The sequence below is a fragment of the Halobacterium noricense genome, from assembly GCF_021233435.1.
GTDB classification, from domain to species: domain Archaea; phylum Halobacteriota; class Halobacteria; order Halobacteriales; family Halobacteriaceae; genus Halobacterium; species Halobacterium noricense.
The window spans coordinates 743710-764004 of the sequence record NZ_CP089468.1 but is presented as its reverse complement, the minus strand read 5'-3'; the positions used below and the strand labels follow the sequence as shown (position 1 = coordinate 764004).

The window sequence follows — 20295 nt, the reverse complement described above, 5'->3', positions numbered from 1 at the left end:
TATCCCCGGCGCGCGGCAGTTTCACGAACTCCAGTCAGGCTGGCTGCGAACCGCGCGCGAGCAAGCCGTCGTCGGTCGTCGTCCCGTCACCGCTGGTGGTCGTGCCGTCGTCCGTGGTCGTCCCGTCCGTCGTCGTGCTGCCGGTCGTTCCGCCGCTAGTTGTTGTCGTGCTGTCGCTGGTCGTGGTCCCGGTGGTCGTGCCGTCGTCACTCGTCGTTCCGTCGTTGGTTGTCGTCTCGTTGCCGCTCGTGTCGCCGCCGGCGTCACCGCCCGAGTCGCCCTTGTTCCCGAACATGTCGGTCTCGATGGTCTGGGTGTACGTCAGTTCGTCCAGCGGCACGCGAATCGTCTCCGAGGAGCCCGGCGGCTCGATTTCCGCGTAGAAGTCGATGCGGAGTTCGGTCGTCTGGTTGTTCTCGACGTGGGTCACCCACCACTCGTCGAGGTTCTCGTTGTCGATGGCCGTCGGCGTCTCCACCACGCGGGAGCTCTTCCCGGGGATGGTCTGCCCGTTTTCGGTTTCGCCCGCGCCGACGGGCACGCCGTTCATCGTGATGTTGTAGCCGACGTTCGAGACGACGACTGGCGACGTCTTCGGGTTGTAGACGCCGAATTCCAGGTCGATAGGGGTCTGTTCGTCGGTGACGTTGCCCCAGGAGGCGTTCGTCCGCTCGATGATGAGTACGGGGTCCTCGACGAGCGCCATCTCGGCGTTCACCGGGCGATCCTCCGTGGAGTTGAACTGGCCGAGGAGGTCCGTCTCGATGGTCTCGGCGGCCGGCTGGAACGACGCCGACTGGCCGACGAACCCGGGCTGGACGGTCGCGGACACGGTGAGGCTCGTGTGTTCGCCGCCCCGGATGTGGCTCACCCACCACGCGGGGATGCGCTCGTTGTGGAGGTACGTCGTCAGGTTCACCGTCGAGTTCCCGGTGCCGATGCCGACGCCGTGTTTGTCCCCGCTGGCCATCCGGATGTCGTTCATCGCCACCGTGTAGTTCACGCTGGTGTCCCCGAGCCGGACGCCGACCGGATTCGGGTTGTGTATCACGAGGTCGGTCTCGACTTCGGTGTAGGTGTCGTTGACCTCACCGAACTCGTTGTCGACCTGTTCGACGCTCGGCACGCCGAGTAAGCCGCCGACGAACGCGCCGCCGGCGACCAGTCCGAGGCCGGCGACGACAGTAATGGCGACCCGTATCGTGCTCCCGAACAGCAGCGCGCGGACGTCCATGCTCGATTCGGGGTGCTTGCACAGTGAAAGTCTGTCGGCCTCCCCGGTCGCACCGAGTAGAACCAGTTAAGGGATACCACACGCAACGCCCTGCCATGACGACTGGGTCCACGCAGGAAACGGACATGGGCGTCGGCGTCGGCCTCGCGTTCGGCCTGCTCGCCGTCGCCGCGGCCGCGTACACGTTCGTCGCGCCCGGACAGTTCCAAACCGCACTCGGCTTCGCCGGCGCTGTCACGCTGTCGGCGCTGTGCGTCGCCGCCCTCCACGTGTGGGGGTAGCAAAAGCGATAAACCGCCTTCGGCCGTAGTTCCATAGTAATGACCGACGAATACACCGACGAGGAACGCCGGATTCTGGAGTTCCTCCACGAGAGCGTCGAGAAGGGCGAGCGGTACTTCCGCTCGAAGAACATCGCGAACCACCTCGGCCTCTCCTCGAAGCAGGTCGGTGTGCGGCTCCCCGAACTCGCGGAGAAGACCGAGGATGTCGACATCGAGAAGTGGAGTCGCTCGAAGTCGACGACGTGGCGCGTCGAACCCGCGTAATCGGCGGCTTTTTGCTGGCGGGCGGACAACGCCGCGTATGACAGTTCGGGTCGAGCGCACGTTCGAGGTGTCGGTATCGCCCGAAGACGTGTGGGCGTTCATCGCCGACCCCGAGAAGCGCGCGGGCGCCATCAGCGTCGTGGACAGCTACGAGCACGAGGGCGACACGACGACGTGGCACGTCCGCCTCCCGATTCCGGTCGTCCGGAGCACGATTCCCGTCGAGACGCGGGATGTCGAGACGGAGCCCCCGCGGTACGTGAAGTTCGTGGGGAAGTCCCGCATCTTCGACGTCACCGGCGAGCACGAGGTCGAAGCGGCGAACGGCGGCTCCCGCGTGACCAACCGGTTCGTCGTCGACGGCAAGGTACTGGGCGTGGAGACGTTCTTCGAGCGCAACCTGGACGACGAACTCGACGGCCTCCAGGCCGCGCTGGAGGCGGAGGCCTGAGATGCGCGTCGCACTCGCCCAGATTGCCGTCGAGGGTGCCGCCGTGGACGCAAACGTCGAGCGCGCTGTCACAGCCATCCGGGAGGCCGCCAGCGGGGGCGCGGACCTCGTCTGTCTGCCGGAGCTGTTCAACGTCGGCTTCTTCGCGTTCGACGCCTACCAGCGCGAGGCCGAACCGCTGGACGGCCCCTCCCTCTCCGCGGTCCGCGAGGCGGCCGTCGAGGCGGACATCGCCGTGCTCGCGGGCAGCATCGTCGAGGACTTGGCCGAAACCGAGGGCGGCCCCGACGAGGACGGCCTCGCGAACACGAGCGTGCTCTTCGACAGCGACGGCGAGCGCCTGCTCGCGTACCGGAAACACCACCTGTTCGGCTACGAGTCCGCGGAAGCCCAACTGTTGACCCCCGGCGAGCGCGTGCCGACCGCCGAACTCGGCGGGTTCACCGCCGCCGTCACGACGTGCTACGACCTCCGGTTCCCGGAGCTCTACCGCGAACTGGTCGCCGACGGCGTCGACCTCCTGCTCGTGCCGTCGGCGTGGCCGTACCCGCGCGTCGAGCACTGGAAGCTGCTGCCGCAGGCGCGCGCCGTCGAGAACCTCGCGTACGTCGCCGCCGTCAACGGCAGCGGTAAATTCGACGACGCGGAACTGCTCGGCCGCTCGGCGGTGTACGACCCCTGGGGCACCCCGGTCGCGAGCACGGGCGACCAGCCCAACATCGTCTACGCCGACCTCGACCCCGAGCGCGTCGCCACCGTCCGCGAGGAGTTCCCCGCACTCGACGACCGCCGGCACCAACTCGCGAACACCCGCGATACGTGAATTTAAGTGTCGTCGCGCGCTACTCCGTGTTGCCGGTAGTCGACGCTTTTCTCGTCGAACCGGCAAGAACCTCGCGTCCACGTCCGCTCCGCGTCCGCCGACGCGGCCGTGTCCCGGCCCACGGCCGCAGTCCGCGGGAAGTCAACCGCCACCCCTTCCGCCTTCCTCTCTCACGCACCCGCGAGCCGTGACTGTCGGGGTTGCGTAAATAAAAGCCGCGACGGGCTGCTCAGTCGTCTTCCGTCTTGATGTCCGCGCTCAGCCCTTGGGCCATCTCGATTTCTTTGCTGTTGTTGAGCGTCCACGCGGTGCGTTCGGTGACGGCTTCGATGACCTCGCGGGCGCTCGGGTAGCCGTTGCCGGACTTCTTGACGCCGCCGAACGGCAGTTGGACTTCCGCGCCGATGCACGGGAGGTTCCCGTACGCCAGTCCGACTTCGGCGTGGTCGCGGTAGTAGTTGATTTGCCGGTAATCCTCGCTGATGACCGCGCCGGCGAGCCCGTAGGGCGTATCGTTGTGAATCTCGACCGCACGCTCGATGTCGCCGGAGTATTCCACGAGCGCGACGTGCGGGCCGAACACCTCCTCCTTGAGGCAGCGGAGGCTCGGGTCGTAGTCGACCTCGTAGACGAACGGGCCGACCCAGTGGCCGTCCGCGTAGCTGCCGCTACGCTCCGGATTGGCGGCGGTAGCCGCCCCGTCCTCGTGTCCCTCCGGAATCTCCTCGTCGCCGAGTTCCGTGCGGTCGACGAGCACGTTCGTCGCTTCCTCGCGGGCGAGGTCGTTGTACTGCTGAATCTTCTCGACGTGCTCGGCCTCGATGGCTGGGCCCATGAACGTCGAGTCGTCCAGCGGGTCGCCGACAGCGACCTTCTCGGCGGCCTCGACGAAACGCTGCTTGAACTCGTCGTAGACGTCCTCGTGGACGACAAGGCGCTCGCTGGAGACACAGCGCTGCCCGGTCGTCTTGAACGAGGACATCACCGCGGAATGAACCGCGATGTCGAGGTCCGCTTCTTCAGTGACGACGATGCCGTTCTTCCCGCCCATCTCGCAGGCCGCGAGCTTCCCGGGGTCGCTGGCGACCTCGCTCGCGATTTCGTGGCCGACTTCCGCGGAGCCAGTGAACAGCACGGTGTCCACTCGGTCGTCGTCGACGACGGCTGCACCCGCGTCGCCGTAGCCCTGGACCATGTTGAAGACGCCGTCCGGGATGCCGGACTCCTCGAACATCTCCGCGATAATCTGGCCGCACCACGGCGTCTGCTCGGCGGGCTTCCAGACGACCGTGTTGCCTTCGACGAGCGAGACGGCCATGTGCCAGAACGGAATCGCGACCGGGAAGTTCCACGGCGTGATGCAGCCCACGACGCCGCGTGGTTTCCGGCGCATGTAGGCGTCCTTGCTCGGAATCTCGGAGGGCACCACGTCGCCCTTCGGGTGGCGGGCATCGCCGGCCGCCCACTCGACCATGTGCCACGCCTCGGTGACGTCGGCTTTCCCCTCGCTAATCTCCTTGCCGCACTCCTTGGTGACGACCTCGCCGAGCTCCTGGTGGCGGTCTTTGAGCTCGTGGTAGATGTCCCAGAGGTACTCCGCGCGGTCGATGTGGGAGAGCTCGCGCCACTCCTCGAAGGCCTCGTCGGCGGCCGCGGTGGCCTCGCGGACGTCGGCCTCGGTGCCGCGGTGGAACTCGCCGAGCGACTCGCCGGTCGCGGGGTTCTCGCTCTCGAAGGTCTCGGTCCCGTGGCCGTCGACCCACTCGCCGTCGATGTACTGCTGGTGCGTCATCGGCAAAAACTGCGACCGGCGCGGTGAAAAAGGTACACCTTGTGCAACGATTCCGGGAACGCGTCACCGCGTCGCGTCGCCGCGCGAACTCGCGGCCTTCTCGATTTCGCCGGCCAGCGCCGCCGCGTCGAAGGCGTGGTCGGGTCGAATCTGGACGAAACTCAGGAAGTCCTGGGCGTCCAGCAGCGCCGCGGCGTTGTCCGCGCGCGTTCGCGACCCGTCGCCGGTGTCGTAGGCGTCCAGCGCCACTTCGACGACGGTCTGGGCGCCGACGAGCGGTTCGAGCGCGGCCAGCGCACACGCGAGGTCGTACGCGCGAGCGCCCTCCAGCCCGTCGCCGGCGACGTTCGTCGCGTCGATGAAGTAGAGGTCGTCCTCGTAGACGAGGACGTTCTCGCCGCGCAGGTCGCCGTGCGCGACGCCGTTCTCGTGCATCGTCGCGAGCGCGCCGAACAGCTCGGGGGCGTGGCGTTCGACGGCTTCGGCGGGGAGTTCGTCGAGCGGGCGGAACTCCGGGAGATATTCGAGGACGAGCACGCCGAGCCCGTCCACCTCGACCGCCTCCACGGGTTCGGGCGCGTTCACGCCGAGGTCGCGGAGTTTCCGCGTGGCTTCGAGTTCGTGTTCGGCCATCTCGACGGGGCCGTCGAACGGCTCGAAAAAGCCCTCGCGGCCGCTGGAGAACGCGCCGAGGTTCCGCGCGCCCGTGAACAGCGCGTGCACGAGCGCGTTCTGCCCGGAGACCACCTTCACGAACCAGCGGTCGTTGACGACGCAGGGCGTCGACAGCCAGTTGTCCGTCTCCAGGAACGTCACCTGGACCGTCTCCTGGTCGTAGCGGTCGGCGACCTCGCGGGCGACGGCTTCCAAGGAGTCCCACGGGACGGTCCCGCGGACGAACTGGCGGATGCTCACACCGACGGGAGGGGCCGCGCGAATAAATTTCCGGCGGCAGCGTGGGCGACCGTAGGGAGCCCACGTTGTAGCGAGCGGCGAACGCGTGCTCGACCGGATGGGAGAGCACGGAACGACGAACGGTGAACGCAGTGAACCGTGAGCAGAGTGAGCCGCGAGCCGCGTGCCCGACCAGCACGACCCACAAGCCGCCCTCGCTCCCGGAGAGCGCCCGAGCACCGACGAGACGGGAATCGTTCACGGTCGTTCCGGTGTGTTTATGCTGGCGGTGGCAAAGCTTGCAGTATGGACTTCGACCTTCCCGACGAACACCGGATGATTCGGGATACCGTCAGGGAGTTCGCGGAGGCGGAAATCGAGCCAATTGCGTGGGACATCGAGGAGGAACACCGCTTCCCGGCGGAGGTGTTCGAGGAGCTCGCGGATCTCGACATGATGGGCGTACCCGTCAGCGAGGAGTACGGCGGCCTCGGCGGCGACCAACTGATGTACGCGCTCGTCGCGGAGGAACTCGGCCGGGTCTCGGGCTCCATCGGGCTGTCGTACGCCGCGCACGTCTCGCTGGCGTCGAAGCCTATCGAACTGTTCGGCACAGAGGAGCAGAAGGTGCGGTGGCTGCGCCCGCTCGCGGAAGGCGAGTACCTCGGGTCGTGGGCGCTCACGGAGCCCGACAGCGGCAGCGACGCCAGCGACATGGACACGACCGCCGAGCGCGAGGGCGACGAGTACGTCCTCGACGGCACGAAGCAGTTCATCACGAACGCCTCCGTTGCGGGCAGCGTGCTCGTGAAGGCCGTCACGGACCCGGACGCAGGCTACGGCGGCATCTCCACGTTCATCGTCGACCCCGAGGAGGACGACGGCTTCGAGGTCACGACCGAGTGGGACAAGATGGGGTTGAACGCCTCGCCGACCTGCGAGATCAACTTCGACGACTGCCGGATTCCCGCAGACCGCCTGCTCGGCGAGGAGGGCGAGGGCTGGGAGCAGACGAAGAAGACCCTCGACGGCGGCCGCATCTCCATCGCCGCGCTCTCCACGGGCCTCGCACAGGGGGCCTACGAAGCCGCGAAGGAGTACGCCGTCGAACGCGAGCAGTTCGGCCAGCCCATCTCGGAGTTCGACGCCATCCGGAACAAGCTCGTCTCCATGCACCGGAAGACCGAGCGCGCGCGCCTCCTCACGCACAAGGCCGCGACGCGCTACGACAACGGTGAATCCGTGACCCAAGAATCGGCGCTCGCGAAACTCGACGCCAGCGAGGCCGCCCGCGAGGTCGCCGAGGACGCCGTCCAGACGCTCGGCGGCTACGGCTACACCACGGACTTCGCCCCGCAGCGGTTCTTCCGCGACGCCAAACTCATGGAGATTGGCGAAGGAACGAGCGAGATTCAGCACCTCGTCATCGGCCGCGAACTGGGACTGTAGGCACGGTTTCTGCGTATTCCGAGAATAGACGATACTTCTCCGAAAGCCCCTTTCGAAGTCCCGGAAGACTCACTACGTTCGTCTTCCGAACCTCGCGAACGCGTAGCGTTCGCTCAGTCCCGCCCTACCAGAAATTCAACGGGCGAAAGGCCGGCTGGTCAGCCGGTAACGGGCGGACTGAAAGGGGCCGCTCGCTCGCGTTCACGTGGTCGTCTCGCCAGCCGCTATCGCCGACCGGAGGGAGGCGATATGCTGGCGAGCGACCGCGAGCGAGCGGGGGCTTTCGAGGAGATGTTGACGGAAAGTTCGAGACCAAAGACGACTACCAAAAGCGAACCTAGCAGCGCTGTTGCAGAATCCGGTCGATGATGTTACCGGTCGAGAGGAGTTCGTCGTCGTAGCGCTTCTCGCGACCCGACGCGCGGCGGACTTCGCAGTCGACGCCGCGGTCGGCGAGTTCGGCTTCGATGGCGTCGGCGTCGTGGTGTTGGTCGTAGCCGAGCGCGATGACGTCCGGGTCGATGTCCTCGATGGGGGCGAAGATGTCGGATTCGTGGCCGACGCGGGCGTGGTCGACGGCGTCGAGGGCGGCGACGACGTCGCGGCGCTGGCGGTTCGGGAGCACCGGCGGTTCCTTGTGGGTGACGTTCTCGCGGCGTGCGACGATGACGTGCAGTTCGTCACCCATCGCGGCAGCGTTCTCCAAGTAGTGAATGTGGCCGGGGTGAATCAGGTCGAAGGTCCCCTGCGCGACGACTCGTCTCACAGTTCCTCGTCGATGTCTTCCTGCGTGAAGTCGAAAAACGATTCGGGTTCGGGGAGCGGGACGTCGTAGACGTCGAGGGTGCGCGGTTCGCCTTCGTTGTCGAACGCGCGCCACGAGTTCGGGTCGTAGGGCGCGCCGAGGATGATGTGGACGTCGCCGCGGCCGAACGTCGCGCGGTCGGCGTCGGAGGGCGCGAGCACGCCGTTGGGGTGGGAGTGAACGCTCCCGACGTTGCGCATGTCGTTGGGGACTTGGCTGGAGTTGAACGTCGCGCTCACGGGGTTCGTCTCCGTGCCCGGCACCATCAACACGTCCGTGACGACGTAGCCGTCGTCGGGGCCGACGTCGAACTCCGTGGCGGGCGTCCCGCGCAGCAGGCCGAGGTACTCGTTGGGGTGGCTGTCCTCGGCGGCTTCCATCGCGAACTCCAGGGCTTCCCGTGCGATGCCGACGACGTCGGGACGCCCACCGAACAGCATACCTGCTAGTCGGCGGCGGTGACTGTTGAGGCTTCCGGAACACCGCTGGACGCGAACCATCCGTTCCGCACGTTCGCACGCGAAACAGCCTTGAAAAGGGTTAAAAACGCCGACACCGAATCTAGGCCCAAGATGACTGACGCTTCCTCCGACGACGGGGCCGACCGCCCGGTCGTCGTCGACCTCCACTCCTCGTGTACCGTGCAGGAGGTCGAACCCGGCGAGTACTACCACGCGACCGTCAACGGCGTCGTCGACTACGGCGTCTTCGTCGACCTCTCCGAGCACGTCTCCGGGCTCGTCCACGAATCCACGTTCGACGGCGAACAGGACCTCGATGTCGGCGGCGAGGTCGTCGTGAATCTCACGGAAGTCCGCGAGAACGGCGACCTGAGCTTCGAACTCGCGTCTCTCGACGACTACGAGACCGTCGAGCGCGAGCACAGCTACGACCGCATCGATGCCGAAACCGTCGGCGACCACGTCGGCGAAACCGTCCACGTCGAGGGCGAGGTCGTCCAAATCAAGCAAACCGGCGGCCCGACCATCTTCCGCGTGCGCGACGAGACCAGCGCCGTCCCGTGTACGGCCTTCGAGGCTGCGGGCGTCCGCGCGCACCCGGTCGTGGAAGTCGGCGACCTCGTGCACGTGAAAGGCGACGTCGAGGAGCGCGAGGGAACCTACCAGGTCGAGGTCACGGAAATCGACGTGCTCGAAGCCGAGGGGGCCGCCGACGTCGCGGGCCGCCTCGACGCCGCGCTCACCGAACGCGCCGAACCCGTCGACGTCGACCCGCTCGTCGACTGGCCGGCCCTCGAAGGAATGTTGCCGGAACTGCGCTCGGTCGCGCGCACGCTCCGCCGCGCGGTCCTCGAAGGCCGCCCGATTCGGATGCGCCACCACGCCGACGGCGACGGCATGGCCGCCAGCGTCCCCGTCCAGTACGCGCTCACGCAGTTCATCGAGGACGCCCACCAGAACACCGACGCCGCGCGCCACCTCCTCAAGCGCCTGCCGAGCAAGGCCCCGTACTACGAGATGGAGGACGCCACCCGCGACCTCAACTTCGCGCTCGAAGACCGCGCGCGCCACGGCCAGAAGCTCCCGCTGCTCCTCATGCTGGACAACGGCAGCACCGAGGAGGACACGCCCGCGTACAAGGCCCTGGACAACTACGACATCCCCATCGTCGTCGTCGACCACCACCACCCCGACCCCGACGCCGTGAATCCGCTCGTCGAGGAGCACGTCAACCCCTACCTCCACGGCGAGGACTACCGCATCACCACGGGGATGCTCTGCGTCGAACTCGCGCGCATGATCTACCCCGGGCTCACCGAGGAACTCGAACACGTCCCCGCGGTCGCGGGGCTCTCGGACCGCTCGAAGGCCGACGAGATGACCGACTACCTCGAACTCGCCCGCGAGGCCGGCTACGACGACCAGTTCCTCCAGAACATCAGCGAGGCGCTGGACTACGAGGCGTACATGCTGCGCTACGACCCCGGCACGCAGCTCATCAACGACATCCTCAACGTGAACGGCGACGACGACCGGCACCGCGAACTCGTACCGTTCCTCGCGAACCGCGCCGACGAGGACGTCGCCGAACAGCTCGACGCGGCGTCCCCGCACGTCGAACACGAGCGCGTCGCGAACGGCGCGAACCTCTACCGCATCGACGTCGAGAACCACGCCCACCGGTTCACGTACCCCGCGCCGGGGAAGACCACGGGCGAAATCCACGACGAGAAGGTTGAGGAGACCGGCGAGCCCGTCATCACCATCGGCTACGGGCCGGACTTCTCCGTGCTTCGCAGCGACGGCGTGCGCCTCGACATCCCGACGATGGTCGAGGAACTCAACGAGGAACTGCCGGGCGCGGGCGTCTCCGGCGGCGGCCACCTCGTCGTCGGCTCTATCCGCTTCGTCCCCGGGATGCGCGAGGAAGTTCTGGACGCCCTCATCGAGAAGATGGCGGAAGCCGAACTCGACGAGGAACTCCACACCGCCCCGAAGCGGTAGTCACCGCTCCCCGTTCTCCTGCCAGAAGCCGTCGCGGCCGACGTCGCTGTCGCCGCCGAACTCGACGCGTCTGACACAGCCCGCAGCGGCGACTGCACCGGCGGCGACGACCACGGCGAGTGCGACCGGGAGCCGCCACGCGCCGCCGCGCCAGTCCGCGCGGAACGCGCGCCCGAAGTAGTCCGCGACCGCGTCGTCTTCGACGACGACTACGACTTCGCGGTTCTCGGTGGCGGCGTGCTCGTTCCAATTGAGACTGCCCACGAGCGCGCGCTCGCCGTCCACGACCGCGCCCTTGACGTGCACTTTCTCGAAGCGCGACCGCGGCTCGACGAGCTTCGCATCGAGATTCAGGTTCTCATCGGCGGCGATGCGGTTCAGGCGCTCCGTCGTGTTCCGGTTGTCCGCGTGAGCGTACCACTTCCCGGAGAGCAGCACGCGCACCTGAACGCCCCGCCGCGCGGCGTCGATTGTCCAGTTCGTGAAGGCGCTGTTTCGGTCGAGGCTCGCCTGCTCGACGACCAGCGACTCGTCGGCGGACGCGACGAGCTCCCGAACCCCGGAGCGCGCGTTGTCGGGCGCGACCAGCACGCGAACGCTGTCGGCTCGCGCGTCGACTGGCGGAAACCGAGTCGGGTACGACTCGGTCGCCGGGTCGCCGCCGACGATGGTGAAGTTCTCGCGGACGGCGCGCCAGGGCTTGGCGTCCGCCCAGCCGGTGTCTGCGCGGAATACGCCCGCGAGGTGGTCGGCGACTCGTGAATCCGTGACGGTGACGCCCCAGCCGCGGTTGCCGTGCCCACCAGTTCCCGAGGGCTTCCAGTTCTCCGAGAGCACGACTGCGCGGTCGTCGGCGACAGCGTACTTCGCGTGGTGGAAGCTGTACCGGGCACGCTCGCCGTCGAGGACGCGCACGTCGACGCCCGCAGCACGGAGCACGTCGAGGCGCTCGTCTTCGAGGCTGGGCGCGCCACCAGCGACGCTGCCCTCCACGAGTACGCGTACGTCCACGCCGCGCTCGGCGGCCGCGGTGAGCGCGCGAGTGGCGCGTGCGGACGTGAACGTGTAGCCCGCGAGGTAGAGTCGGCGCTCGGCGGATTCGAGGGTCTCGATGGGCGGGCCGGCGGCGTCGGGAAGCGCGAACGCGGACACGGAGACGTTCGTTGCAGCGAACGGCGCGAACGAGGAGGCGCCCAGTGGCGTCCACTCGCTTCCATTCCACTCCTCGGCGGTGGGAGCGCGCGGGTACGTGAGGTCGTCGATGGTCCGGTTCCCCGCGCGGAGTTCGACCGTTTCGCCGCCGTTCGCGAGCGCGAGCGAACCGTTCAGACCGACGACCCGGAGGTCGGTTCGGTTGCGGGCGTCTGTGGGCTGCGTCGAGAGCGCGACCGTCCCGGAGAGCGTGCGGTTCGGGAGTCGCACGGCGTCGTTGCCGTCGGCGAGCGTCCAACCACTGGTATTCGTCGGCTCGGCAAACGTGACGGAGACGAACTCGCCGGCGTCGCCGTCGCTGGCGGGGTTGGGTGCGACGGCCGTAATCGTCGCCGACGCGAGCAGCGCGGCGACCGCGAGGCGAGCGAGCACGCCCCGGGTTGGTCCCGGCTTCGTACGTAAAGGTCGGGGAACGCGAGAAGGGTTACGCGGCGGCTTCGGCGGCGTCCGCGTCGAGCGCGTCGGCGGCCTTCTCGGCTTCCTGTTCGACGATGTACGCGCGGTCGTCGGCGTACTCGGCGGCGGCTTCGAGTGCGCGCTCGGTGCCGATTTGGACGAGCGCCCACGCCGCGGACGCGCGCACCGTGTCGCTGTCGTCGTCGGCGAGCACGTCCGTCAGCGGCTCGATGGCGCGCGTGTCACCGATGAGGCCCAGCGAGCGCGCCGCGCGGCTGCGCACGCTCTCGTTGTCGGCGACCAACTGGTTGGCGACGTCCTGGGTGGTGTCTTCGCTGCCGATTTCGCCGAGCGACTTCAGCGCGGTCGTGCGGAGGTCGGGGTTGCCCTCGGCGTCCACGAAGTCGACGACGTGTTCGATGCCGTCCTCGCTGCCGATGCGGCCGACGATTTCGACCGCGAGCGTGTTCCGGCGCGCGGCGCGCTGGCCGATCTCGTCGAGTGCTTCCGGGCTGGCGACGCGCTTGAGCGCCTCCAGGCAGTGGCGCTCCATGAACTCGGTGTCTCCCATGTGTTCGAGGCAGAGCAGAATCATCTCGACGTTCTCGCGCTGCTCCCACTGCTTGAGTGCCGTCCACTCCGGCGGGAAGTCCTTGCGCTTCTGCCCCATGACCTCGTAGTAGCCTTCCGCGCGGAGCTTCTGGCGGACCGAGAGGTCGTCCCACTCCTGGGCGTCCTCGACGCCCGCGGTGAGCGCGTCGGTCGCCTCCGTGAGCGCCTCGATTGTCTCGGCGTTCTCGTCGGGGTCGAGGGCCGCGGCGTCGACGGCGTCGACGACCTCGTCGAGTTCCTCGGCGAGCGCCTCCGGGTCGGCGACTTCGCCGCCGACGAACGTCTCGTCCAGCGCCTCGCCGGCGTCGTCGAGGTACGTGCTCACGGCCGTCTGCAGTGCTTGTTCGCCCTGTTCCGTCCAGCGCGTCGACTCCAGCGTGGACTGGGCGTCCTCGACTGCGGCGACGACATCCTCGGCGTACGGCCCGCGCTGGGCTTCGAGGTCCTCGCGGAGCTCGGACAGCCAGGACTCGAGTGCCTCGGCGGGGGCCTCCTCGTCTTCCTCCTCGGGTTCCGGGAGGTCCGCCGCTTCGAGGTCGGACTCGACGGCGTCGAGAATCGCTTCGACGTCGTCGAGTCCGGCCTCCGTCTCGGCGCTTTCGAGGGCGTCGACGGCGTCGTCGAGACGCTCCTGAAGCGTTTCTACGTCCACGTCCGGGGCCGGCGCGTCGGCCGACTCCTCGGGTTCCTCGTCCCCGTCGCTCATACCAATTGATTCCGCCAGCGCGCCTATGAGCGTTTCCCTTCGCCCCGCCAGTAGAACCGCGGCGCGAGTAGGAGGTACGCACACGCCCACGCCAGCAGGACGCGGGGGAACAGCCGCGGGCCGAGCGTCGGCGCGAGCACGGCGGCAGCCTGCACCGCGCCCATCGCGAGCGCGTCCCGCGAGTAGAGGTCGGGGTACGTAATCGACGACACCATCAGCACGGTGAGAATACTGATTGCGGCGACGGCGATTCGCGGGTCGCCGACGCCAGCGAGCACGCCCGCAGCCAGCAGGGTCGCGGCGAGCGTCGTCGGCACGCCCTCCGTGTGGTCGTTGCCCGTGTCGTAGGCCGTGTAGAGGCCGAGACGGACGACGCCCGCGGCGACGAACACCGCGCACGCGGCGAGCGCGACGAGCCCCCACGCGCTCTCGAAGCTCCACGCGTTCCGCGCGACGACGGCGACGAGGAATGCGGGCGCGACGCTGAACGACGCCACGTCCGCCAACGAGTCGAGGTGTTCGCCGGCCGGCGTCCCGCCGTACCTGCGCGCGAGCACGCCGTCGAGCCCGTCCGCGATGGCGGCGAGCAACACCAGCCGCGCGGCGAGCGCCACGTCGACGGTGGCCGCCACGACCGCCACGAAGCCGAGTGCCGCGTTCGCCGCGGTCACGGCGTCCGCGACGCCCAACCGGCCGACGAAGCGGGGTTGCATGTTCCACGCATCTCGGCAGGCGTCCTTACGTGTTTACATCCGTGCTCCCGTCGTGTCCCCGCGTTGTCACCGGTTCGAGGCTCGCGTCGGCGGGACCGCGCCGTATAAATGCCCGACGACCCGACTGTCGACCATGCAACGCCGGGCGTTCCTCGCCGCAGCAGGGGCTGGCGTCACCGCGGCGCTGGCCGGCTGTATCGGGCCGTCGCTGTCCAACTCGGAGTACGACGTCGGCATGCAGTCGAACGCGTTCGTCCCCGAGCCCGCCGTCGAGGGGAACGACGTGCCGACGTTCGAGGCGAGCGTCGGCGACACCGTCGTCTGGGCGAACACCGGCTCCCGGAACCACACCGTCACCGCCTACGAGGACGGCGTCCCCGAAGGGGCCGACTACTGGGCCTCTGGCGGCTTCGAGAGCGAGGACGCCGCCCGCGAGGCGTGGGAGAACAGCATCGACGGCGGCGGCATCGTTCAACCGAGCGAGACCTACGAGCACACGTTCGAGGTCGCCGGCGACTACTACTACTTCTGTATTCCCCACGAGGGCGCGGGGATGCTCGGGAAGGTCGTCGTCACCGAGTGACGCGACCGCCGGCCGCGTCGCTGTCGAAGTAGTGCGCGAAAATTGTGAATTCGGACGGTTCGGAAGCGGTTAGGCTTCGTCTTCGACGCCGACGGCCGTCTCCTCTTCCTCGTGGACTTCCTCGGGCGGCGCTTCGAGCGTCGCCTTCTGGACTTCCACACGGCGAAGCGGGTAGATCGTGTTCGCTTCGTCGTAGATGGCCGAGGAGAGCCGACCCTCCGTGATGGAGTCGAGGAGCGCTTCGAACGTGCGCTCCTCGCCGGCTTCCTCGACGAGGTCGATCATCGTGCGGCGGATGGCCTTCTGCTGGCTCTGGTCGGCCTGCTTCGTCGTGTACGCGACCGGCTGAATCTTCACGCGGTAGTCGTCCGTCGTGAGGACCGTGATGGTCACGCCAATCTTCGACGACCCGCGGCGCACGAGACTACGCTTGTAGTCCCGCGTGAGTTCGTGCTTCACGAACTCCGTGGACGCGGTGTCGCTCCCGACGTCGGTCACCTGAAAGGTGAGCTTGACGTTGTTCTCGCCGCCGTTGACGAGTTCGTCGAGTGTCGTCTCGATGGTTCGGTCGTAGACCTGTTCTGGCTCTTCGGCGGGCGTCTCGCCGAGCTCCTGCCGGTCGAACTCCTCCGGCGCGAGCACGGTGTACCACCGTTTCTCCTGACTCTGCTTTGATACGGAACGTTCGCTCATGATTCGTTTGTCGTGTGTCGGTTTGCGTGCTGTGCGACTTCGGTCGCCACCGTGACGTTCACGACGTAGTCGTCGACGGTCGACTGGAGGCCGCCGGTGTCGTCTCGCTCGATGCGCGTGACGACGGCGTCCTCCGTGACTCGCGTGTCCATCTCGGCGGTGTTGTCGGGGCGGACGGCGGCTGCGACCAGTTCCGGGTCCGGTACCGCGGTCGTCATCGTCGCGTGCCGCGTCATAGTTCGCCCCGTACAGTCTCTACGAGGTTGGGTTCGGCGTCTGTGACCGCCAGCGTCGACGTCCCCACGCTGTTAGGGAGGACGTCGCGGGCGTTCGAGTCGGACGTCGCGAGCGCGGCAGTGTCGTCGCCGACGACGAGCACTGCGGGTTCGCGAGCCCGGTAGTCTCGGACGAGTCGCGCGACTGTCGGCTGCGCAGCGTCGGCCTCGACGACCTCGACGGCGCTGTACCGCGACGGGTCCGCGCGTCGGACTGCCGCGTGCGCGTCGGTCGCGTGGTCGCGCCACGCGTCCAGCGCCGTCGGTGCGTCGACCGCACCGAGCGCCAGCGCGACGCCGAGCCCGGGCGCGGCCCACGCCAGCGCGCCGAGCACGTCCGCGAACCCCTCGACAGTCTCGAAGGGGCCGGCGGGAGTCTCGTGCGGGCGAAGGACGTCCGCGACGCGGTCTGCGGCGCGCGCCGTCGTGCCGGTCGCGTCGAGTGCGACCACGGACGCGAGGCGGCGCTGTGCCGCGTCGTCGAGTTCCGGCGGGAGGCCGAGCTCGGCGAGCGTCGCGCCCGCCGCCTGCTCGTCCCCCGAGAACGACGCGTGGACGCGCGTCGAGTGCGCCAGGCCCGCCGCGAGGTCCGCGGTCGGAATCCCGACGCCCGAATGCCGCGTCAACCCGGCAGCCTCCCGGACGTCGCTTGCCGGCTCGACGCCGTCAGCGAGTGCGCCCGCGAACGCCACTACTGGGTCGGGGGCTGCACCGGCTTCCAGCGCCGCGTCGAAGGCCGCGTTCGGTGCGTCCTCGACGAACGACGCGTCGGCAGCCGGCGATTCGACGCCGACGGCCACGAGGGACGTCTCGGCCGCGTCCGGAGCCGACGGCGCGCCGCGAGTCACGCGCACCTGGTACGGTACGTCGTGCTCGTCGCACGCCCCTGCGAGCATCGCGGCGGCCGCGATGCTCCCGCCGGTCGGTGCCGCCATCACGCGGACGAACTCCGCGTCGACCAGCACCGACTCGGCGTCGGGCTCGGTCGCAGCTGTGGTGCGTCCCGTCGTCGCCATCTATTCGAGCAGTTCGACCGCGTTCTCGTAGGAGTACTTGAAGTCCTCGTCGAGCTCGTCGCCGCGGTAGTAGTTGGCGAGCCGACGGATTTTGGACTCCGTGTTCTGGAGCGCGCGCTTGTTCTGGTGGTCCTGTCCGTTCTCCTGAACGTGCTCGCGCAGCCGAATCGCCTGCTCGAGGAGGTTGCGGAAGTCCTCGGGCAGGTCGGACTTGGCGTCGTTCTCTTCGAGAATCTCGGTGACCTTCTTCCCGGTCGCCAGCTTGACGTCCGGAATCGGCGTGCCCTGCACGCCCTCGTCGCGGAGCTTCATGCCAATCTGCGAGGGGTCGTGCCCCTGCTCGGCGAGCTCCACCACGCGGTCCTCGATTGCGTCTTCGTCTACGTCGCTCCACTCCGGTGGTTCGTCTGCCGCCGGGCGGTCCGAACCGGACGACCCACGGCGGCGCGTGTGCATTCGTGCCATGATTTTCGGATTGGAACTACACGAAACGCTGGCGGCACCGACTGGTGCCGGAACACTACCGCAGTCCCAAGCCGCGCCAGCGAACGCAATTTGCGTCCGAACCCGCGCGGCGCCGTCGGATCTACGGCCGTGTGGTTCCCTACAGCCGAGAATGCCCTCGGGCACATAAAGGGTTTCCATCTCCCCGTGGAGTCGCCGAATGAATTCGCGGGGTTTATCAACGACCACGGGAAACGTTTGGATGCGTTCGAGGGCTCGTAGATCAGTGGTAGATCATCCCCCTGGCACGGGGAAGGCCTCGGGTTCAAATCCCGACGAGTCCACTTCCTTCGGTCGCTTCGCTCCCTCAGTCGTGGACTCGTCGATGTCTCGTTCGCTCCGCTCACGAGACTCCCGACGAGTCCACACACGTGTTTGTGGCACGGGGCTACGGGTGTATTGATTCGGTAGAGTGTCGTCAGCACAGTTGGGCCGACTGCACCACAGAGAGAACCTCACGGGGGTATCAGGTTCTTCATTAGTGATGTGGCCAGGGCCACTAATGCAAAACACCGCCCACATAGTTGCATAAATTCCGTAGGAGTTTGAGACAAGCACGAAGTAGGATGCATATCTACCGACCTCTTATTGCTGAATAGCCACCTAGAGTCTAAGCTCGGTCAGAGCGAAGACGCCATTACCCGTTTTTGTCGCCCTCATCAGCCGAAAAAAGGGAATTCTGGTACTCATCAATATAGCGGCAGTGTTCAGATAAGGATTGAAAGGTGAGGCGGAGCGTTTTCTGAGTGTCTATGCCCGAAAACACCCGCCTCAACGGGAATATCAACCAGATCGACTTAGAGTTTGTTGAACGAGAAGCGACACCGCAGTTGCTGATGAAGCTCAGTATTCAGCTCCATCTTGCTGGACTCTCGCTTTCGAATACTGTCTCAATTCTTGAGATATTTGGTGTCAATCGAGCTCGATCCACCGTTCATAATTGGGTGCACAAGGCCGACCTACAGCCCGAGTCTGGACGGAATCCGGATCACGTCGCGGTTGACGAAACCGTGATCCGACTCAATAACGAGCAATACTGGCTGTACGCTGCTGTCGATCCCGACACAAACAAATTACTCCATACAAAGCTTGAACCGACGCGTACGAACGTGATTGCTCGCTCGTTTTTCGCACAGCTCCGGGAGAAACACGACGTCGATGATGCCGTGTTTCTCGTTGATGGCGCACCCCCGCTGAAAGACGCCTGCAACCGACACGGCCTCCGATTCCAGTATGAAAAACATGGGAATCGGAATGCTGTCGAACGTGTCTTTCGAGAGATAAAACGACGAACCTCATCGTTCTCAAACTGTTTCAGCAACGCCGACGCAGCCACCGCCGACGATTGGCTCAGATCCTTCAGCTTCGCATGGAATCAGCTTATCTGAACACTACCAATATAGCTGTCCAAAAGATAATGAATACTCACAAGCATCGGCCACCCTATTGAGAAGATTAGGAATATATTGGCATAGATTCGTGACGCCCCAGTATATTCGTAAATACGGTATGTACTGTATATCCAAGCAACTGCCAAAAGAAGGAGCGAGAAGAGATAGATTACCCCAAACACTCCTGGATCCGAGTTATCTGAGGTCGTTTTAGCTGGGTCCGGAATACCGACAGTATAGTTTAACCAATATGCACAAACAAGACCCGCAATACAAGTCAAGAATAACTCCAACTCCGCACCAGTTTGTGAGAAGACGTAGAGGAGGTTCGCTAGAGGAAGAAAGATTAGCAAATAATTCGCATCACGAAGAAGGGTGTTCAGTTTCCGGGTGGCCATCAGTTCCGATCTCCCTGCCAGCTCCCAGGGAACAACTGATACACCGTCTCACCGGTTCTGACAGCGCAGTCATAGTTCAGTGTTAATGCATCTCGTTGAACAGTCAAAATCACTTCTTCCAAAGCCTGCCTGTTCCGACCACCGGCAGCGCGACCCTCTATAAACGGAACCTTGAACTGATATTGGTCTGCTTGCCGCATTTTGTTTTTGAAGGCCTCAACGAGCTCGTCTTGGTCTCGTCGGTTCCTGCGTCCAACCATAAGCAGAAATGGATTTTCCTTGAGGATAGTAGAAAATATCCGATGATAGTCTACGGTTTCATCATTCAGTTGTTCAAATATAGAAACCACAGTACCATCTGAAGTAAGGTGACCTGAACTTGCTAAGTGGATAGCTGTGATTGCTTGGTCAAAACTTCCACCAGTGACATCATCCTCAAATGTACTTGCAATATCCTCCTTTAGGTCATCACCTTTGTCATTAGGGAGCCGCTCCACAAGTTGGCCTTGGTTGAGCACTAAGCTTTCCTCGACCAGCATCAGATAGCCGCTGTCAAGAAACTGACTGAACTGGTTAATAGCCTCTCGCACGTCGCTACTTGTGAGTGCTTTCTTAGTCGCAGACCGGACTTTGTTTGGTTCCCCAGCAAATAAGCGCTGCTGGCTCTCGAAGGCCGCAACAATTCCATCAAGCATCCCCTGACGATCCTCTTCCCCGAGAGCATCAAGATTTATGCTTAATAGATTCTCAGATGGGTTAACGTCAATAAGTTGTCTATCACTTCCTCGTTCCACAATTCGCAGCTCCTCGATAGTTGACAAATCAACATCTCCACTGCGAATCTGATCTGTAGCTAGCCGACGAGCTTTGTCCCAAACCCCTTCCATTTAGTCATCCCCGTCTGATTCTTTGTCCTTCACATACTCGTGAATTTCTGTGAAATCATCTTTGACTAGGCCAACAGACCCATCGATAAGTCCACCTAACTCCTCAATATGAATCTCTTCCTCTTTGTAGTATGACTTCTCGCGCTCCTCTGACTCTTCGTCAATAATATAATCCTCGTCGTCGGTGGTTTTCCCGAACTGCTCCAGAACAGTTTCTGCAGCATCCGGCCCGAAAGTGATTTCAGGGGACATGGGTTGGGAATCGGTTGCTGATGCCAACTGGCTCTGCCAGGGATAATAATCTTGTTGTTATAATCAATCTCGCGGATAGTACCGTGGAGGCAATATGTCAGGCGCGAATATGAAAGGTGTGAAGACAGGAACCGACAATTTCTCGTAGCGTGTTTTTGAGGAGAAGTGATAACACATAATTCGGGTAGAGCGGAGC

The 20295-nt window shown here is 65.3% G+C and carries 23 protein-coding genes and 1 tRNA gene; 9 read left to right on the top strand and 15 right to left on the bottom strand.

Annotated features, from left to right (window positions below):
• Positions 1–34 precede the first annotated feature (34 nt).
• Entirely contained in the window at positions 35–1234 is a 1200-nt protein-coding gene (locus LT974_RS04260; RefSeq protein WP_232589429.1) for an LEA type 2 family protein, read from the bottom strand.
• Positions 1235–1329: 95 nt separating this feature from the next.
• Between LT974_RS04260 and LT974_RS04255 the strand changes: the two genes are divergently transcribed.
• Genes LT974_RS04255 through LT974_RS04240 form a run of 4 tightly spaced genes read left to right on the top strand, consistent with a single transcriptional unit; the run spans position 1330 to position 3056 of the window.
• Positions 1330–1515: a DUF7525 family protein gene (locus LT974_RS04255; protein WP_058982012.1), complete on the top strand. Its 186-nt coding sequence runs from the start codon at positions 1330–1332 to the stop codon at positions 1513–1515.
• Positions 1516–1554: 39 nt separating this feature from the next.
• On the top strand, positions 1555–1782 hold the full coding sequence (locus LT974_RS04250) for a DUF7123 family protein (RefSeq protein WP_058982011.1): 228 nt from the start codon (positions 1555–1557) through the stop codon (positions 1780–1782).
• 37 nt (positions 1783–1819) lie between these two features.
• Complete coding sequence (locus LT974_RS04245; RefSeq protein WP_232589428.1) at positions 1820–2233, top strand: CoxG family protein; 414 nt, start codon at positions 1820–1822, stop codon at positions 2231–2233.
• A gap of 1 nt (position 2234) precedes the next feature.
• Complete coding sequence (locus LT974_RS04240) at positions 2235–3056, top strand: carbon-nitrogen family hydrolase (protein WP_232589427.1); 822 nt, start codon at positions 2235–2237, stop codon at positions 3054–3056.
• A 229-nt stretch (positions 3057–3285) separates the two neighbouring features.
• On the opposite strand, the gene LT974_RS04235 is transcribed toward LT974_RS04240, so the two are convergent.
• Positions 3286–4848, bottom strand: coding sequence for an aldehyde dehydrogenase family protein (locus LT974_RS04235; protein ID WP_232589425.1), 1563 nt, complete (start codon positions 4846–4848; stop codon positions 3286–3288).
• A 63-nt stretch (positions 4849–4911) separates the two neighbouring features.
• Positions 4912–5763 carry an RIO1 family regulatory kinase/ATPase domain-containing protein gene (locus tag LT974_RS04230; protein ID WP_232589424.1) on the bottom strand — a complete coding sequence of 284 codons (852 nt, stop codon included), beginning with the start codon at positions 5761–5763 and terminating at the stop codon, positions 4912–4914.
• Positions 5764–6048: 285 nt separating this feature from the next.
• Between LT974_RS04230 and LT974_RS04225 the strand changes: the two genes are divergently transcribed.
• Positions 6049–7191: an acyl-CoA dehydrogenase family protein gene (locus LT974_RS04225; RefSeq protein ID WP_232589423.1), complete on the top strand. Its 1143-nt coding sequence runs from the start codon at positions 6049–6051 to the stop codon at positions 7189–7191.
• 337 nt (positions 7192–7528) lie between these two features.
• Here LT974_RS04225 and LT974_RS04220 read toward each other — a convergent pair whose 3' ends face one another.
• On the bottom strand, positions 7529–7957 hold the full coding sequence (locus LT974_RS04220; RefSeq protein WP_232589422.1) for an FAD synthase: 429 nt from the start codon (positions 7955–7957) through the stop codon (positions 7529–7531).
• Positions 7954–8436 carry a Mov34/MPN/PAD-1 family protein gene (locus LT974_RS04215; protein ID WP_232589421.1) on the bottom strand — a complete coding sequence of 161 codons (483 nt, stop codon included), beginning with the start codon at positions 8434–8436 and terminating at the stop codon, positions 7954–7956. Before LT974_RS04215 ends, LT974_RS04220 begins: the two co-directional genes overlap by 4 nt.
• Before the next feature lie 132 nt (positions 8437–8568).
• Between LT974_RS04215 and LT974_RS04210 the strand changes: the two genes are divergently transcribed.
• On the top strand, positions 8569–10461 hold the full coding sequence (locus LT974_RS04210) for a DHH family phosphoesterase (protein ID WP_232589420.1): 1893 nt from the start codon (positions 8569–8571) through the stop codon (positions 10459–10461).
• Here LT974_RS04210 and LT974_RS04205 read toward each other — a convergent pair whose 3' ends face one another.
• From LT974_RS04205 to LT974_RS04195, 3 genes are read right to left on the bottom strand one after another with little or no spacing between them, the layout of a single operon-like run.
• Positions 10462–12045: a phospholipase D-like domain-containing protein gene (locus LT974_RS04205; RefSeq protein WP_232589419.1), complete on the bottom strand. Its 1584-nt coding sequence runs from the start codon at positions 12043–12045 to the stop codon at positions 10462–10464.
• Between the two features lie 52 nt (positions 12046–12097).
• A complete protein-coding gene (locus LT974_RS04200) occupies positions 12098–13387 on the bottom strand; it encodes a HEAT repeat domain-containing protein (protein ID WP_232589418.1) in 1290 nt (429 codons plus the stop codon).
• A gap of 23 nt (positions 13388–13410) precedes the next feature.
• A complete protein-coding gene (locus LT974_RS04195) occupies positions 13411–14100 on the bottom strand; it encodes a protein sorting system archaetidylserine synthase (protein WP_232589417.1) in 690 nt (229 codons plus the stop codon).
• Positions 14101–14233: 133 nt separating this feature from the next.
• On the opposite strand from LT974_RS04195, the gene LT974_RS04190 reads away from it, so the two are divergent.
• Complete coding sequence (locus LT974_RS04190) at positions 14234–14683, top strand: plastocyanin/azurin family copper-binding protein (protein ID WP_232589415.1); 450 nt, start codon at positions 14234–14236, stop codon at positions 14681–14683.
• 69 nt (positions 14684–14752) lie between these two features.
• Here LT974_RS04190 and LT974_RS04185 read toward each other — a convergent pair whose 3' ends face one another.
• Genes LT974_RS04185 through LT974_RS04170 form a run of 4 tightly spaced genes read right to left on the bottom strand, consistent with a single transcriptional unit; the run spans position 14753 to position 17132 of the window.
• Positions 14753–15376 (bottom strand): 30S ribosomal protein S3ae, encoded by a 624-nt coding sequence (locus LT974_RS04185; protein WP_232589414.1) that lies wholly within the window; start codon positions 15374–15376, stop codon positions 14753–14755.
• Positions 15373–15612 (bottom strand): KEOPS complex subunit Pcc1, encoded by a 240-nt coding sequence (locus tag LT974_RS04180; RefSeq protein WP_232589413.1) that lies wholly within the window; start codon positions 15610–15612, stop codon positions 15373–15375. Before LT974_RS04180 ends, LT974_RS04185 begins: the two co-directional genes overlap by 4 nt.
• On the bottom strand, positions 15609–16667 hold the full coding sequence (locus tag LT974_RS04175) for a hypothetical protein (RefSeq protein ID WP_232589412.1): 1059 nt from the start codon (positions 16665–16667) through the stop codon (positions 15609–15611). The genes LT974_RS04180 and LT974_RS04175 overlap by 4 nt, the downstream gene beginning before the upstream one ends.
• Positions 16668–17132, bottom strand: coding sequence for a 30S ribosomal protein S15 (locus tag LT974_RS04170; protein WP_058981981.1), 465 nt, complete (start codon positions 17130–17132; stop codon positions 16668–16670).
• A gap of 251 nt (positions 17133–17383) precedes the next feature.
• Here LT974_RS04170 and LT974_RS04165 point away from each other — a divergent pair.
• Positions 17384–17455: transfer RNA gene (locus LT974_RS04165), tRNA-Ala, on the top strand.
• A gap of 468 nt (positions 17456–17923) precedes the next feature.
• Positions 17924–18559 (top strand): IS6 family transposase, encoded by a 636-nt coding sequence (locus LT974_RS04160; protein WP_232589411.1) that lies wholly within the window; start codon positions 17924–17926, stop codon positions 18557–18559.
• Here LT974_RS04160 and LT974_RS04155 read toward each other — a convergent pair.
• The 3 genes from LT974_RS04155 to LT974_RS04145 are packed head-to-tail and all read right to left on the bottom strand — an operon-like array spanning position 18547 to position 20099.
• Positions 18547–18960, bottom strand: coding sequence for a hypothetical protein (locus LT974_RS04155; protein ID WP_232589409.1), 414 nt, complete (start codon positions 18958–18960; stop codon positions 18547–18549). The genes LT974_RS04160 and LT974_RS04155 overlap by 13 nt on opposite strands.
• Positions 18960–19847 carry a hypothetical protein gene (locus LT974_RS04150; protein WP_232589408.1) on the bottom strand — a complete coding sequence of 296 codons (888 nt, stop codon included), beginning with the start codon at positions 19845–19847 and terminating at the stop codon, positions 18960–18962. Before LT974_RS04150 ends, LT974_RS04155 begins: the two co-directional genes overlap by 1 nt.
• On the bottom strand, positions 19848–20099 hold the full coding sequence (locus LT974_RS04145; protein WP_232589407.1) for a hypothetical protein: 252 nt from the start codon (positions 20097–20099) through the stop codon (positions 19848–19850).
• Between the last annotated feature and the right edge of the window lie 196 nt (positions 20100–20295).

Excerpts from the sequence above, each read along its gene's own strand:
- LT974_RS04250 (WP_058982011.1), top strand. The coding sequence starts at position 1,555 with ATGACCGACGAATACACCGACGAGGAACGCCGGATTCTGGAGTTCCTC.
- LT974_RS04245 (WP_232589428.1), top strand. The coding sequence starts at position 1,820 with ATGACAGTTCGGGTCGAGCGCACGTTCGAGGTGTCGGTATCGCCCGAA.
- LT974_RS04180 (WP_232589413.1), bottom strand. The coding sequence starts at position 15,612 with ATGACGCGGCACGCGACGATGACGACCGCGGTACCGGACCCGGAACTG.
- LT974_RS04255 (WP_058982012.1), top strand. The coding sequence starts at position 1,330 with ATGACGACTGGGTCCACGCAGGAAACGGACATGGGCGTCGGCGTCGGC.
- LT974_RS04185 (WP_232589414.1), bottom strand. The coding sequence starts at position 15,376 with ATGAGCGAACGTTCCGTATCAAAGCAGAGTCAGGAGAAACGGTGGTAC.
- LT974_RS04240 (WP_232589427.1), top strand. The coding sequence starts at position 2,235 with ATGCGCGTCGCACTCGCCCAGATTGCCGTCGAGGGTGCCGCCGTGGAC.
- LT974_RS04195 (WP_232589417.1), bottom strand. The coding sequence starts at position 14,100 with ATGCAACCCCGCTTCGTCGGCCGGTTGGGCGTCGCGGACGCCGTGACC.
- LT974_RS04200 (WP_232589418.1), bottom strand. The coding sequence starts at position 13,387 with ATGAGCGACGGGGACGAGGAACCCGAGGAGTCGGCCGACGCGCCGGCC.
- LT974_RS04160 (WP_232589411.1), top strand. The coding sequence starts at position 17,924 with ATGCCCGAAAACACCCGCCTCAACGGGAATATCAACCAGATCGACTTA.
- LT974_RS04235 (WP_232589425.1), bottom strand. The coding sequence starts at position 4,848 with ATGACGCACCAGCAGTACATCGACGGCGAGTGGGTCGACGGCCACGGG.
- LT974_RS04175 (WP_232589412.1), bottom strand. The coding sequence starts at position 16,667 with ATGGCGACGACGGGACGCACCACAGCTGCGACCGAGCCCGACGCCGAG.
- LT974_RS04155 (WP_232589409.1), bottom strand. The coding sequence starts at position 18,960 with ATGGCCACCCGGAAACTGAACACCCTTCTTCGTGATGCGAATTATTTG.
- LT974_RS04150 (WP_232589408.1), bottom strand. The coding sequence starts at position 19,847 with ATGGAAGGGGTTTGGGACAAAGCTCGTCGGCTAGCTACAGATCAGATT.
- LT974_RS04215 (WP_232589421.1), bottom strand. The coding sequence starts at position 8,436 with ATGCTGTTCGGTGGGCGTCCCGACGTCGTCGGCATCGCACGGGAAGCC.
- LT974_RS04210 (WP_232589420.1), top strand. The coding sequence starts at position 8,569 with ATGACTGACGCTTCCTCCGACGACGGGGCCGACCGCCCGGTCGTCGTC.
- LT974_RS04225 (WP_232589423.1), top strand. The coding sequence starts at position 6,049 with ATGGACTTCGACCTTCCCGACGAACACCGGATGATTCGGGATACCGTC.
- LT974_RS04145 (WP_232589407.1), bottom strand. The coding sequence starts at position 20,099 with ATGTCCCCTGAAATCACTTTCGGGCCGGATGCTGCAGAAACTGTTCTG.
- LT974_RS04260 (WP_232589429.1), bottom strand. The coding sequence starts at position 1,234 with ATGGACGTCCGCGCGCTGCTGTTCGGGAGCACGATACGGGTCGCCATT.
- LT974_RS04190 (WP_232589415.1), top strand. The coding sequence starts at position 14,234 with ATGCAACGCCGGGCGTTCCTCGCCGCAGCAGGGGCTGGCGTCACCGCG.
- LT974_RS04170 (WP_058981981.1), bottom strand. The coding sequence starts at position 17,132 with ATGGCACGAATGCACACGCGCCGCCGTGGGTCGTCCGGTTCGGACCGC.